The organism is Streptomyces sp. NPDC031418, assembly GCF_055581605.1.
Genome location: NZ_JBVIJC010000006.1, coordinates 79,029 through 92,754, shown reverse-complemented (window position 1 = coordinate 92,754; position 13,726 = coordinate 79,029). Strand labels below are relative to the sequence as shown.

Below are 13,726 nucleotides of genomic sequence, written 5' to 3'. Positions count from 1 at the left end.
AGCGCAGGCCGGGTGGCGTGGCGGGGCACGGACGGAGCGCTCGCCGTGCGCCGGGCGCGCCCGCGAGGGAGCCTGGAGCGCGGGGCGCCGCGCGCCGTACGAGGAGGTGGTCGGCGTGTCCGACGGGCCGGGGCCGAGACAGGCGCCCGCGGCCGGCCAGCTGCCGACCGGCCGGCCGGTGCTGTCGCTCGCGCTGGTCTCCCTGCTGGAGGAGGTGCACGCGCACTCCGGCGCCGTCTATCTGCTCCGGCCGGACGAGCCGGTGCTGGAGATGGCGGTGAAGGCGGGCATGCCCAGGGCCTTCACGGCACCCTGGGAGCGGGTGGGGCTGAGCGCGCCGATCCCGGTCGCGGAGGCGGTACGCGAGCGGCGGCTGGTCTGGGTGAGCGGCGAGGAGGAGATGGCCCGCCGCTTTCCGCGGATCGCGGTGGTGCTGCCGTACCCGTTCGCGCTGGCCGCCGCGCCCGTGGCGACCGCGCGGAAGGTGTACGGCGCGCTGTTCGTGACCTGGCCCGGCGCGCATCCGCCGGAGCTGTCCGAGGGCGAGCGCAGGCATCTGACGGCGGCCTGCGAGCGGCTGGCGCTGCGGCTGGAGCGGGCCGCCGCGGAGAACCGGCCGATCACCCACGAGGCCGATGTGCTCGCGGCGCCCGTGCCGGGCATGGGGAACACGCTGGGCTCGGTGGAGGCGGCGCGGATGGTGGCCCGGCTGCCGTACGGGCTGGTGTCGCTGGATCTGCACGGCCGGATCGGCTTCGTCAACCAGGCCGCCGCCGAGCTGCTGGGGAAACCGCCGGACCACCTGCTCGGCACGCTGCCGTGGGTGTCGGTGCCCTGGCTGAACGACCCGATGTACGAGGACCGCTACCGGGCGGCGCTGATCAGTCAGCAGGTCACCTCGTTCGTGGCGCTGCGTCCGCCGGGCGAGTGGCTGTCGTTCCGGCTGTATCCGAACACGACCGGGCTGAGCGTGCGGATCAGCCGGGCCCGGGCGGTGGCCGAGATGGCGCGCGCCGCCCCGCCGACGGGGTCGGGGCCGTCCCGTCTGGTGACGATCTCGCAGGTGCTGAGTCTGGCGGGCGCGCTGACCGAGGCGGTGGGGGTGCAGGACGTGATCCAGCTGGTCTGGGACGAGGTGGCCCCGGCGGTCGGCAGTCAGGCGCTGGTGGTGCTCGGCACCGAGGGCGGCCGGCTGCATGTGCTGGGACACCGGGGGTACGGCGACCCGCACATCGTGGAGCGGTTCAACGGGCTGCCGCTGTCCGAGCGGACCCCGGGCACCCAGGCGCTGAACAGCGGCGTACCCGGGTTCTTCGACTCGCGGGAGCAGCTGGAGCGGCTGTACCCGAACCGGGGCGAGACCCCGGACGGCTTCGCGGCCTGGGCCTATCTGCCGCTGATCGCGTCCGGGCGGCCGGTGGGCACCTGTGTGCTGGCCTACGCCGAACCGCATGTCTTCCCCGCCGACGAGCGGGCGGTGCTGACCTCGCTCGGCGGGCTGATCGCCCAGGCCCTGGAGCGGGCCCAGCTGTACGACGCCAAGCACCGGCTCGCCCACGGGCTGCAACAGGCGCTGCTGCCGCACACGCTGGTGCCGCCGCCGGGCATCGAGGCCGCCGCCCGCTATCTGCCGGCCATGCACGGCATGGACATCGGCGGGGACTTCTACGACCTGGTGCCGACCGGGCCGTTCTCGGCGGCGGCGATCGGGGACGTGCAGGGCCACAATGTGCGGGCGGCGGCGCTGATGGGGCAGATCCGTACCGGGGTCCGCGCGTACACCACGGTCGGGCAGGCGCCGCACGAGGTGATGAGCAGCACCAACCGGCTGCTGATCGACCTCGGCGCGGAGCTGTTCGCCAGCTGTCTGTATCTGCGGCTGGACCCGGCCCGGGGGCGGGCCGTGATGGCGCGGGCGGGGCATCCGCCGCCGCTGCTGCGACGGCCCGACGGGCGGGTGCGGGTGCTGGACCTGGCCGGCGGTCCCCTGCTGGGCATCGACGCGGAAGCCGTCTATCCGACGACCGAGGTGTCCCTCGCGCCCGGTTCGGTGCTCCTCCTCTACACGGACGGGCTGGTGGAGTCCCCGGGGGCCGACATCGAGGACGCCCTGGTGGAGCTGGGCGGGCTGCTCGCGGAGGCCGGCGACCAGCCGTTGGAGAGCCTCGCGGACGCGGTGATCCGGCACAGCGCGGCGGCCCGGGAACGGGTGGACGACGTGGCGGTGCTGTTGCTGCGGGCCCACGCCGACGGCTGAGTCGCGGGGCGGTCGGCGGGAGGCGGAGGCCGAGCCGGTGGCCCGGCCCTCCCGCCGGAGGGCCGGGCCGGGCCCTGCCGGCCGGAACCGCGCGGGGCCGACAGGGCGTTCGGGGGACCGGGCTCAGCGGGTGCCGGTCAGGGACGAGGTCCCGTTGCCGTCCGCGGAGCCGGCGCCGGACCCGTCGCTCGCCGAGCCGCTGCCGGACTGGTCGCCGGCCGAGGCCGACGGGTCGGCGCCGGCGCCGCTCTGGTCGCCGGCCGCGGCGCCGGACTGGTCGCCCGCACCCGACTGGTCGCCCGCGCCGTTGCCATTTCCGTTGTTGCCCGCGTTGCCGTTGTTGCCCGCGTTGCCCGCGTTGCCGCCGTCCCCGAGGGTCGCGCCGGTGGCCTGGAGGGCGGCGGTGACCGGCTGGAAGAAGGTCTCGCCGCCGTTGGTGCAGTCGCCGCTGCCGCCGGAGGTGAGGCCGACCGCGCCGCCGTCCTGGGTGAACAGGGAGCCGCCGCTGTCCCCGGGCTCGGCGCAGACGTTGGTCTGGATCAGGCCGTTGACGGTGTCGACGCCGTTCGGGTCGGTCTCGCTCTGGAAGTTGACGGTGGCGTCGAGGCCGGTGACCTGGCCGTCGTGCAGCCCGGTCGTGGAGCCCATGCGGAACACGGTCTCGCCGACGGTGGCATCGGCCGCCTGAGTGATCTGCACGGTCTGGCCGTTGCCGGTGTTGACCTCGCTCGACGTCTGGGTATTCGGGTCGTCGTACTTGACGAGCGAGAAGTCGTTGCCGGGGAAGACCGCCTGGTCGACGGTGGCGATGGGCTGGCCGCTCTGGGAGTCGGACCACTGCTTGGCGGCGACGCCGCAGTGACCGGCCGTCAGAAAGGCGGGGCTGCCGTCGGAGGCAGTGACGTTGAAGCCGAGGGAGCAGCGGACGCCGCCCGCTTGCGTCTGGGCGAAGATGGCGTCGCCGCCGGAGACGAAGGTCTTGAAGGTGCCGCCGGACCGCTTCAGGGTCGCCATGCCGGAGCCGAGGCCCTGCACGGTGGACTGGAGCCGGTTCCACCGGGCGCCGGTGACCGTGGAGTCGGCGGTGACCAGGACCTTGTTGGTGCGCGGGTCGATGGCCCACGAGGTGCCGGGGATGGTCGCCTTGGTCTTCAGGGTCCGCGCGGCCGCCTTGAGCTGCCGGGTGCTGTGGTCCACCGTGCGGACGGCGGCGCCGGCCTGCTCGGCTCGGGCGGCGGCCTGGGCGTCGCCGTGCACGACGTTGACGACCAGCTGCTGCTTGGCGCTGTCGTAGTAGGTGCCGGCGACCGCGTCGCCGAGGGTCTTCTGCAACCGGGCGGCGAGGCCCGAGGCCTGAGTCGCCTTCAGGGTCCGGGCGGTGCCGGTGGCGCCGGCCGACCCGCCCCGGTCCTGGGAGGCGTTGGCGTTGGGGAGCAGGAGGGCCGCCGCTCCGAGCGCCGCGACACCGCCCACCGCTATCGCGGCCTTGCGCTTGGGCATTCGCTTGTGACTCAAACTTCTCGACCTCCTGGGGACGGGGGTCTGCCGTTCATGGGCTCTCGCTCCATGGGCAGTTCGTGCCTGACAGTTCGTTCGTTGACGGCGCCTGGATGGCCGTACGTACGCAGTCGACGGGCGGTGCGTTCAGTTCCGCTTCCCGGCGGCCGGACCGGCAGGGTGAATCGGCCACGTTCCGCGATCCTGGACTGACACGCTCGGCAACCGATCGGTAACGGTCAGCTGTGGACACAGAGCGGAATCCCTGCTTCAGGGAATCTGCACATCGAATGCTCAACCAGGTCACCGGCCGCGCCGGATCTGCACATCCCCTTACCCCCGGTCACACCATTGGCGCGGAGTGCCGGATTCGCCGCGCGGCGGGCAAGGCCGCCGGTGCGACGATGCCGTGCGGCATGTGAAGGAGTCGCCGACAAGGTGTGGGCGGACCTGCACGGATCCGTGCGTCTCCGCGACAAACTGCCTGGTGGGCGCCCTGGTTGATTGGAAGCGGGCGCCGCCTGCGTGCTTTGATCCATCGCACCGCAGGGCTCGCCCCGGTGCCCGCTCCACGGGTGCCCGGCGCCCCCGGTTTCGCGGCCGTCCGTCTGTCCCCAGAGGGGGCCGCTCTCCCCCTTGTGAAATACCCATATGAAGGGAAGTTCCATCATGAACTCCACCCCCCAGGTCGAGACCGTCGAGATCTCGGACGCCGAGCTGGACAACGTCTCCGGCGGTCTGTCCTCCAACACCCTCAACAGCACCCTGGGTACCGTGAACGAGATCGCCCCGGGCGTGAACGGCCTGGTCAACACGGTCGTCGGCACCGTCGAGGGCGTGACCGGTCTGAACACCGCCCCGATCAACGGCCTGGTTGCCGGTCTCTGATCGCACCGCGTCGCCGATGAGTCCCGGAGCCGGTTCCCGGTTCCGGGACTCATCGATGCCCTGAAACACCAGCAACTCCCCCACAGGTGAGGGAAGTTCCCCGTGCAGTTCCGCCAACAGGCCCTCGCCAAGCTCCAGTCGCCCGAGGAGCTGGACCTTCCGGTGCGGCTCGCCCGCCCGCAGGGCTGGCTCGCGCTCGGTGTCACCGTCGCCGTCATGGCGGCCGCCTCGGTGTGGGCGGTGACCGGTTCCGTCGCCTCCACGGTGAGTGCGCAGGCCGTCCTCACCCACGCGCAGGGCAGTTACCTGTTGCAGAGTCCGGTGGCCGGCCAGGTCACGGCCGTCGAGGCCCGCCAGGGCGAACGGCTCCCGGCGAACGCGCCGGTCCTCAAGGTCCGTACCGCTCAGGGCGACTCCCTCGTCCGCACGGTCGCCGCGGGCCGGGTCACCGCGCTCGCCGCCACCATCGGGCAGATCATCCAGACCGGTACGAACGTCGCGGCGGTGGAGAAGGTCGCGCACACCTCCGATCCGCTGTACGCGACCGTGTACGTGCCCGCCGAGAACGCCGCCGCCATCCCCGCGCACGCCCCCGTCGACCTCACCGTCTCCTCGGTGCCCGCCCAGACGTACGGCGTGCTGCGCGGCCATGTGAAGTCGGTGGACCGCACCGCGCAGTCCGCCCAGTCGATCTCCTCCTTCCTCGGGGACAGCCAGCTCGGCGCGCAGTTCACCCGCACGGGCCGCCCGGTGGCCGTCCTGGTCGAGCTGGACCGGTCGGCCGGCACCAGGAGCGGCTACCGCTGGTCGACCAGCGACGGCCCGCCGTACCGGCTCGACTCCATGACCCTCGCCTCCGCCTCGATCCGGCTGGCCGACCAGCACCCCGTCGATTGGCTGCTCCCGTGAGCCCCACCGCGCAGGACACCCGCGGCCGCAGACGCGCCGCCCCCGCCAAGCGGCCGGTCCCCAAGGCGCGTGCGGGCACGGTCCGTACGCCCAGCGTGCTCCAGATGGAGGCCGTCGAGTGCGGCGCCGCCTCCCTCGCGATGGTCCTCGGCCACTACGGCCGGCATGTGCCGCTGGAGGAGCTGCGCATCGCCTGCGGTGTCTCCCGCGACGGCTCGCGCGCCTCCAACCTGACGAAGGCCGCCCGCAGTTACGGCCTGACCGCCAAGGGCATGCAGATGGACCTGGCCGCCCTCGCCGAGGTCAGGGCGCCGGCCATCCTCTTCTGGGAGTTCAACCACTACGTCGTCTACGACGGCATGGGCCGCCGGCTGGGCCGCCGCGGGGTGTACATCAACGACCCCGCCAAGGGCCGCCGGTTCGTGCCCATGGAGGAGTTCGACGGCAGCTTCACCGGTGTGGTGCTGGTGCTGGAGCCCGGCGACGGCTTCACCCGGGGCGGGCGCAAGCCCGGTGTGCTCGGCGCGCTGCCGGCCCGGCTGCGCGGCACCGCGGGCACCCTGCCCGCCGCCGTGCTGGCCAGCCTGCTGCTGGTGGCGGTCGGTGCCGCCGTACCCGCGCTGAGCCGCACCTACATCGACATGTTCCTGATCGGCGGGCAGACCTCGCTGCTCGGTGTGCTGTTCACGTCGATGGCCGCCTGTGTGCTGCTCACCCTGGTGCTGACCTGGCTCCAGCAGGCCAACCTGCTGCACGGCCGGATCATCTCCTCCACCCTCTCCAGCGCCCGCTTCCTGCGCCATCTGCTGCGGCTGCCGGTGACCTTCTTCGCCCAGCGCTCCCCCGCCGACCTGGTGCAGCGCCTCCAGTCCAACGACCAGGTCGCGGAGACCCTGGCCCGCGACCTCGCCGCGGCCGGCGTGGACGCGATCGTCGTCGTGCTGTACGCGGTCCTGCTCTACACCTACGACCCGCAGCTGACGTTCGTCGGCATCGGCGTGGCCCTGCTCAACGTGGTGGCCATGCGGCTGGTCGTACGGCTGCGCGCGACCCGTACGGCGAAGCTGCGCGCGGACACCGCGCGGCTCACCAACACCGCGTACACCGGGTTGCAGCTGATCGAGACGATGAAGGCGACCGGCGGTGAGGACGGCTACTTCCGCAAGTGGGCCGGGCAGCACGCCGCCACGCTGGAGGAGCAGCAGCGGCTCGGCGTGCCGAGCGCCTGGCTGGGGGTGGTGGCGCCGACCCTGGCCACGTTCAACAGCGCGCTGATCCTGTGGATCGGCGGCCTGCGCGCGGTCGAGGGGCATATCTCGGTCGGTCTGCTGGTCGCCTTCCAGGCGCTGGTCACCCGGTTCACCGCGCCCCTCACCCGGCTCAACGGGGTCGCGGGCCGCATCCAGGACTTCGCCGCGGACGTGGCCCGGCTGAAGGACGTGGAGAACTTCCAGGCCGACCCGCTCTACGCCCGCCCCGGCGGCGCCGACTCCACCCGCCGGCTGCACGGGCACGTCGAGCTGGAGAACGTCACCTTCGGCTACAGCCCCCTGGACAAGCCGCTGCTCAGCGGCTTCGACCTGACCGTCGGCCCCGGGCAGCAGGTGGCCCTGGTGGGCGGCTCGGGCAGCGGCAAGTCGACGGTCTCCCGCCTGATCTCCGGCCTGTACGCGCCGTGGGACGGGGTGATCCGCATCGACGGCCGCCGGCTGGAGGACATCCCGCGCGGCGCGCTCGCCGCCTCCGTCTCCTTCGTGGACCAGGACGTCTTCCTCTTCGAGGGCTCGGTCCGCGACAACGTGGCCCTGTGGGACCCGTCCGTGCCCGACGACGCCGTGGTGGAGGCGCTGAAGGACGCGGCCCTGTACGACGTGGTGATGCGCCGTCCCGGCGGCATCCGCAGCAGGGTCGAGCAGGACGGCCGCAACTTCTCCGGCGGTCAGCGCCAGCGCCTGGAGATCGCCCGGGCGCTGGTGCGCCGGCCCAGCATCCTGGTGCTGGACGAGGTGACCAGCGCGCTGGACGCGGAGACCGAGCAGGTGGTGATGGACAACCTGCGCCGCCGCGGCTGCGCCTGCGTGGTGATCGCGCACCGGCTGAGCACGGTCCGCGACAGCGACGAGATCGTGGTGCTCCAGCACGGCGCGGTGGTCGAGCGCGGGCGGCACGAGGAGCTGGTGGCGCTCGGCGGCACCTACGCGGCACTGGTCAGGGAGCGGTGAGATGACGACCGTCGGCGAAGGCGACCTGGTGCTCGGCGCGCTGGGGTCCATGGGCGCGCGGCTCGACTGCGCGGGCTACAACCGGCTGGACCTGGAGGGTCCGCAGGTGCTGTGGCTGGTCGCGGCCGGCGCCCTGGACCTGTACGCGGTGGACGCCGCCCAGCAGGGGCACTGGCACCACCTCGGCCGGCTGGAGGCGGGCACGCTGCTGCTCGGCCCGGTCGCCGGCCCGGAGCACACCCTGGTGGCCCGGCCGGTCCGGGACTGCGTGGTGCACCGGATCGGCCTGCGGGAGCTGTACCAGCCGGCCGACACGCACACCTGGTCGTACGACGAGTACGGCAACCCGCAGTACGTGCCGCCCACCACCAGCCCGCTGGAGTACGCCCTCGCACTCGGCGTCGGCCGCGGTCTGTCGGTGCTCTTCCAGGCCCCGATGGCCGAGGAGCGGGGGCAGATGCCCGCCGACGACGAGGTGTTCTGGATGCAGGTGCCGCCCGGCAGCGTCCAGTACGGCTCCCTGTACGGCGCGGATGCCGCCGCCGACCTGCTGATGGACCCGGCGCTGTGGCAGTCCCTGGTCGACCAGCAGTACCGGCTGCTGACCGCCCTGGACCGGTGGATCGAGCAGCTGGAGCGCACCCACGAGCACCGCACGGCCGCCGGGATCAAGGCCGGTGAGGCGGTCCGCGCCCAGGCCGACCAGACCCTGCTGGCCTCCATCGGCAAGCGCTCGGCGGCCCCCCGGACCACGACCGCCGACGCGGACGCCACCTATGCGGCGTGCCGGCTGGTCGCCGAGGCGGCCGGGATCACGCTCGCCGAGCCCGCGCAGAGCGGCGGCGAGAGCGAGCGGCTCGACCCGGTGGAGCGGGTGGCGCTCGCCTCCCGGGTGCGGACCCGGGCGGTACGGCTGGACGGGCGCTGGTGGCGGGAGAACGTGGGCCCGCTGGTCGGCCACCGGGCGCTGTCCGGGGCGCCGGTCGCGCTGCTGTGGCGGCGCGGCGGCTATGTGGCCGTCCATCCGGGCACCGGCCGGGAGACGCCGGTCGAGAAGGCGAACGCGGAGGAGTTCGAGCCGCGCGCGGTGATGTTCTACCGGCCGCTGCCGGACCGCCGGCTCGGTCCGTTCGGCCTGCTCCGGTTCGCTCTGCGTGGCACCCGCGGCGATCTGCTGAACCTGCTGCTGGCCGGGCTGGTGACGGTGGCCATCGGCGCGCTGGTGCCGATCGCGACGGGCAAGGTGCTCGGCGAGTACGTGCCGCGGGCGCAGACCGGCCTGATCGTCCAGGTGTGCCTGGCGGTGATGGTGAGCAGCGTGGTGGCGGCCGCCTTCACGCTGCTGGAGAACCTGTCCATCCTCCGGCTGGAGGGCCGTATCGAGGCGGCGCTGCAACCGGCCGTGTGGGACCGGCTGCTCAGGCTGCCCACCCGCTTCTTCACCCAGCGCTCCACCGGTGAGCTGGCCAGCGCCGCCATGGGCGTCAGCGCGATGCGCCGGCTGCTGGCGGGCGTCGGCCCGGTGGTCGCCCAGTCGGTGACGGTCGGCGCGATGAACCTGGGCCTGCTGCTCTGGTACGACGTGCCGATGGCGCTGGCCGCGCTCGGCATGCTCACGGTGATCGCGGCCGTGTTCCTGGGGCTCGGCCTGTGGCAGGTGCGCTGGCAGCGGCGGCTCGTGGTGCTCGGCAACAAGCTGAACAACCAGGCGTTCCAGACCCTGCGGGGGCTGCCCAAGCTGCGGGTCGCGGCGGCCGAGAACTACGCGTACGCGGCCTGGGCCCGGGAGTTCGCGCGCAGCCGGGAGCTCCAGCAGAAGGCCGGCCGGATCAAGAACCTCACCACGGTGCTCGGCGCGGTCTACCTCCCCGTCGTCACCCTGGTGATGTTCATGCTGCTGGCGGGCCCGGCCAAGGGCGCCATGTCCGCGGCGGACTTCCTCACCTTCAACACCTCGGTGACGATGGTGCTGACCTCGGTCACCCAGCTGACCGGCGCCTTCGTCTCCGCGGTGGCGGCGCTGCCGCTGTTCGAGGAGATCCGCCCGGTGCTGGACGCGTCCCCGGAGGTGCGCACGGCGAGCACCCGCCCGGGCCCGCTGTCCGGCGCCCTGGAGGCCCGGCGGCTGTCCTTCCGGTACGCCGACGACGGCCCGCTCGTGCTGGACGACGTGTCCTTCGCCGTCCGGCCGGGCGAGTTCGTGGCGATCGTGGGGCCGAGCGGCTGCGGCAAGTCGACGCTGCTGCGCCTGCTGATCGGCTTCGACAAGCCGGTCTCCGGCAGCGTCCTGTACGACGGCCAGGACCTGGCGGCGCTCGACCAGTCGGCGGTGCGCCGCCAGTGCGGGGTGGTCCTCCAGCACGCGCAGCCCTTCACCGGCTCGATCCTGGACGTCATCTGCGGCACCGAGCCGTACACGCCGGAGGAGGCGATGGCGGCGGCCGAGCTGGCGGGGCTCGCGGAGGACATCAAGCGGATGCCGATGGGCCTGCACACCATCGTGGCCGGGAGCGGCGCGATCTCCGGCGGCCAGCGGCAGCGCCTGATGATCGCTCAGGCGCTGATCCGGCGGCCGCGGATCCTCTTCTTCGACGAGGCGACCAGCGCCCTGGACAACGACACCCAGCGCATCGTCATCGACAGCACCCGCAAGCTGAACGCCACCCGGGTCGTCATCGCCCACCGGCTGTCGACGGTGCTGGACGCCGACCGGGTGATCGTGATGGAGGACGGCAAGGTGGTCCAGCAGGGCACCCCGGCCGAACTCCTCGCCGACACCACGGGCCGGCTGCACGAGCTGGTCCGTCGCCAGCTGGCCTGAGCGACGGCTCAGATCCCGGCCTGGTCCAGGGCGCTCTGGAGGGACTGCTTGTATCCGGCGCTGGTGTAGGTGGCGCCGGAGACGCTGTCGATGTGGGCGCTCTGCGCCGTGAGCGTCTCCTGGTTCAGCCGCGGGACGGCGGTGGCGGAGATCTGCTGGCTGCGTGCCGCGTCGTTGGGGGACCGGAGGGCGGTCGCACCGGTGATCCGGCTGCCGGTGAGGGTGATCCGCACCTGCACCGGTCCGTACCGGGTCTGGACCGTGGCGCCGGTGACGGAGCGGCGGGTGGGGGCGGCCGGGGTGGGCTTCGGGGCGGCGGGGGCGCTGCTCGTCCGGGCCGGGGCGGCCGAGGGCGGTCTGCTGCGCGCGGCGGCGGACGCGGTGTGCTTCCTGCCGGGCGTCTTCGACGGCTTGACCGACGCCGACGCCGACGCCGGTACCGACGGGGAGGGCGTGACCGGCGGCCCGGAGGGGGAGGCCGAGGCCACCGCGGTGCCGCCGGAGGCGGGCAGGCCGGCCTGCGCCAGGGACGGGTCGGTCGTCGGTTTGAGCGCCAGCAGCAGCACGACGCCGGAGACGGTACCGACGGTGGCCAGCAGGGCGTGCCGGAGAGGGTGCCTTTTTCTCACGCCGGCTCCAGCGCGGCCAGGAGATCGGATGTCACGGTGCCGCCTCAGAACTCGAAGGACTCGTGGTGGATACGGCGGTGCGGCACACCGGCCTCGCGGAGGGCGGCGTACGCCTCCTCGGCCAGCCCGGGCGGTCCGCACAGGTACACGTCGTGCCGGTCGACATCGGGCACGACATGGCGCAGCAGCCGCGCGGTGATCGGGGTGCGGCGGCCGTCCGGCCCGTTCACCACGTACCGCAGCCGCGCCCCGCGCTCGTCCGCGATCGCCTCCAGTTCGGCGCTCAGGGCCAGCTCCTCGGAGGTGCGGGCCCGGTAGAGCAGCGTCAGGTCCCCGGGTGCCGCGGGCAGCGTCTCGAACAGGGCGCGCAGCGGGGTGATGCCCGCGCCGCCCGCGAGCAGCAGCACCTTGCCGCGGCTGCGGCGAGCGGCGGTCAGCGCCCCGTACGGGCCTTCCGCCCAGACCCGGGTGCCCGGCCGCAGCCCGGCCAGCGCCGCGCTGTGCCCGCCGGCCGCCTTGACGGTGATCCGCAGCAGGTCGGGGCGGGGCGGGGCGGACAGCGAGTACGGGTTGGCGCTCCCGCGCAGCCCCCGGGCGAGGAACCGCCAGCGGAAGAACTGGCCCGCCTCGGCCCCGAGCCGGTGCAGCCGACGGCCCCGGATGAGCACCGAGACCACGCCCGGCGCCTCCGGCACGACCGACTCGACGCGCATGCGGTGCCGCAGGTTGAGCCGCACGGGGGTGAGGACGCGGTACCACAGCAGCAGGACGCCGACCGCTCCGTAGAGGGCGTACCAGGCCGCGCGGGCGCCGGCGTGGCCGGCGAACTCGTCGCCGGTGGCGAGCTGGTGCCAGAAGGCGAGGTAGACCGCGGCGTAGGTGAGCAGGTGCAGGTGGTACCAGAGCTCGTAGCGCATACGACGGCGCAGCGCACCGGCGGAGACCAGGCCGACGAGAAGCAGCAGAAGGGTGCCGACGGCCGCCTGGATCATGTCCGGGTAGCCGGTGACCACGTCGGCCGTCTGCGCCAGGACGCCGGTGTGCGCCTGGAGGGCGTAGCCGTAGAGCGTCAGTACGACATGGGCGACGGTCAGGGTCAGCGCGTAGCGGCCGCTTCTCGCGTGCCAGCGCGCCACCCGGTCGGAGCCGACCCGGCGCTCGAGGGCCGGGACGCGCGCCATCTGGCCGATCACCAGGGCGATCGTGTACCCGGCGAGCAGTCCGGTGATCCGGCCCGCGTTGACCAGCCGGTCGGCGGTGGTCGGGGCGACGGCCGGGGTGGTGCGCCACCACAGCCAGAGCACGGCCGCCGCGCCCGCCCAGGCCAGGAGCAGCAGGGGCGCGGCCGGGGAGCGCCGTGGCCGGATGCGGCCCATGGCCTGCCGCCGTCCCGCCCGGCTGTGCTGGATCGTCGTCAAGGGTGATCTTTCGGTCGCCTGCGTGTGAGTCCGGGGACCATAACCCGGTCGAATGGCCGAAAACCACCCTTGTTGCCTTCCTCACTGCCCCTGGTCCTGCCCCTGCCCCTGCTCCTCGTCCCCCTCCCCGTGCTGCTCCTCGTGGACGGGCATCCAGTGGTGCTCGGTGAACCAGCGGCCGAACAGGGCACCGCCGTAGAGGACGAAGCCGACGCCGATCAGCCAGGACTCGACCACGAGGACGGTGCCGACCGCGCCGTAGCTCAGGGCGTTGGTGACGATGAGCGGGGTGAAGACGAGATAGGAGAAGGCGCGCAGCCCGGCCAGGCCGATGATCGTGGCCACGGCGCCGGGCAGCAGCGAGCGCCAGCGGATCTGGCCGCCCAGCAGGAAGCGCTGCCCCCACCAGAAGAACAGCAGGCCGCTCGCCGTGGACAGCACGATCCGCTGCGCTCCGTGCAGCGCGTTCTTGGTCGCCACCTCCTGGTAGAGGTACGCCGTCAGCACCACCAGCCAGGTCGCCTGCCGCCAGACCCGGTGCCAGGGGCCGGGCAGGACGCCCCAGATCCGCTCGTAGCCGTTCTGCACACTGCCCCCGAAGGACACCCCGAAGACGGCGAGCAGGACGCCGCCCCAGACGCTGGTGGTGCCGATGACGTTACGCGGCGGGCTGATGACGGCGGTGAGGGCCTGCGCGGAGCGGCCCGACAGGCCCATGCCGTCGGTCAGCCAGGAGGCGAAACCGCCCTGGACCAGCGGATCGGCCGCGGCGACCACGATCAGCAGCGGGGCCAGCGTGACCAGGGCGAGGGTGGCGAAGCCCATGGCCCGGTGCATCAGCTCCAGTTCGCGGCCGTGGCGCAGCAGGGCCTCGGCCCTCAGCCACTCCCAAGCGCGGTGCAGGCCGCGCCGCCAGCGCCTCACGGCTCCTCCCGTGCTCCCGCCGCACACCCCTGGGACTCACTCTGGCACGGACCGGTCGGCCCGCCACCGACGAGAGGGCCACATGGCCGAGTACGACACGGACCGGGGCTCGGCCGTTTCGCCCGGCCTCCGCCGGAGAACCGGATCCCGTGCGTACGTCC

Annotated in this window: 9 protein-coding genes; 5 read left to right on the top strand and 4 right to left on the bottom strand. The window is 73.4% G+C overall.

What is annotated here, in order from left to right; all coding sequences use genetic code 11:
* Positions 1-115 precede the first annotated feature (115 nt).
* A complete protein-coding gene (locus ACZ5CZ_RS09690; protein WP_468940890.1) occupies positions 116-2,257 on the top strand; it encodes a PP2C family protein-serine/threonine phosphatase in 2,142 nt (713 codons plus the stop codon).
* 123 nt (positions 2,258-2,380) lie between these two features.
* Here the strand turns inward: ACZ5CZ_RS09690 and ACZ5CZ_RS09685 are convergent, their stop codons facing one another.
* Positions 2,381-3,757, bottom strand: coding sequence for a S1 family peptidase (locus ACZ5CZ_RS09685; protein WP_468941414.1), 1,377 nt, complete (start codon positions 3,755-3,757; stop codon positions 2,381-2,383).
* Positions 3,758-4,423: 666 nt separating this feature from the next.
* Between ACZ5CZ_RS09685 and ACZ5CZ_RS09680 the strand changes: the two genes are divergently transcribed.
* The 4 genes from ACZ5CZ_RS09680 to ACZ5CZ_RS09665 all read left to right on the top strand — a co-directional run bounded on the left by ACZ5CZ_RS09680 (position 4,424) and on the right by ACZ5CZ_RS09665 (position 10,594).
* Positions 4,424-4,642, top strand: coding sequence for a type A2 lantipeptide (locus ACZ5CZ_RS09680; RefSeq protein ID WP_361695101.1), 219 nt, complete (start codon positions 4,424-4,426; stop codon positions 4,640-4,642).
* Positions 4,643-4,744: 102 nt separating this feature from the next.
* Positions 4,745-5,551, top strand: coding sequence for an HlyD family efflux transporter periplasmic adaptor subunit (locus ACZ5CZ_RS09675; protein ID WP_385847101.1), 807 nt, complete (start codon positions 4,745-4,747; stop codon positions 5,549-5,551).
* Complete coding sequence (locus ACZ5CZ_RS09670) at positions 5,548-7,773, top strand: NHLP family bacteriocin export ABC transporter peptidase/permease/ATPase subunit (protein WP_468940886.1); 2,226 nt, start codon at positions 5,548-5,550, stop codon at positions 7,771-7,773. The genes ACZ5CZ_RS09675 and ACZ5CZ_RS09670 overlap by 4 nt, the downstream gene beginning before the upstream one ends.
* Before the next feature lies 1 nt (position 7,774).
* Complete coding sequence (locus ACZ5CZ_RS09665) at positions 7,775-10,594, top strand: NHLP bacteriocin export ABC transporter permease/ATPase subunit (protein WP_468940883.1); 2,820 nt, start codon at positions 7,775-7,777, stop codon at positions 10,592-10,594.
* Positions 10,595-10,602: 8 nt separating this feature from the next.
* On the opposite strand, the gene ACZ5CZ_RS09660 is transcribed toward ACZ5CZ_RS09665, so the two are convergent.
* The 3 genes from ACZ5CZ_RS09660 to ACZ5CZ_RS09650 all read right to left on the bottom strand — a co-directional run bounded on the left by ACZ5CZ_RS09660 (position 10,603) and on the right by ACZ5CZ_RS09650 (position 13,565).
* Complete coding sequence (locus ACZ5CZ_RS09660) at positions 10,603-11,223, bottom strand: FMN-binding protein (protein ID WP_385847097.1); 621 nt, start codon at positions 11,221-11,223, stop codon at positions 10,603-10,605.
* A gap of 44 nt (positions 11,224-11,267) precedes the next feature.
* Positions 11,268-12,599, bottom strand: a complete 1,332-nt coding sequence (locus ACZ5CZ_RS09655) for a ferredoxin reductase family protein (RefSeq protein ID WP_468941412.1) — start codon at positions 12,597-12,599, stop codon at positions 11,268-11,270.
* Between the two features lie 123 nt (positions 12,600-12,722).
* Complete coding sequence (locus ACZ5CZ_RS09650) at positions 12,723-13,565, bottom strand: ribonuclease BN (protein WP_385847095.1); 843 nt, start codon at positions 13,563-13,565, stop codon at positions 12,723-12,725.
* Between the last annotated feature and the right edge of the window lie 161 nt (positions 13,566-13,726).

Coding starts and splice junctions, on each gene's coding strand:
- ACZ5CZ_RS09685 (WP_468941414.1), bottom strand. CDS start 3,757: ATGCCCAAGCGCAAGGCCGCGATAGCGGTGGGCGGTGTCGCGGCGCTC.
- ACZ5CZ_RS09655 (WP_468941412.1), bottom strand. CDS start 12,599: ATGGGCCGCATCCGGCCACGGCGCTCCCCGGCCGCGCCCCTGCTGCTC.
- ACZ5CZ_RS09680 (WP_361695101.1), top strand. CDS start 4,424: ATGAACTCCACCCCCCAGGTCGAGACCGTCGAGATCTCGGACGCCGAG.
- ACZ5CZ_RS09665 (WP_468940883.1), top strand. CDS start 7,775: ATGACGACCGTCGGCGAAGGCGACCTGGTGCTCGGCGCGCTGGGGTCC.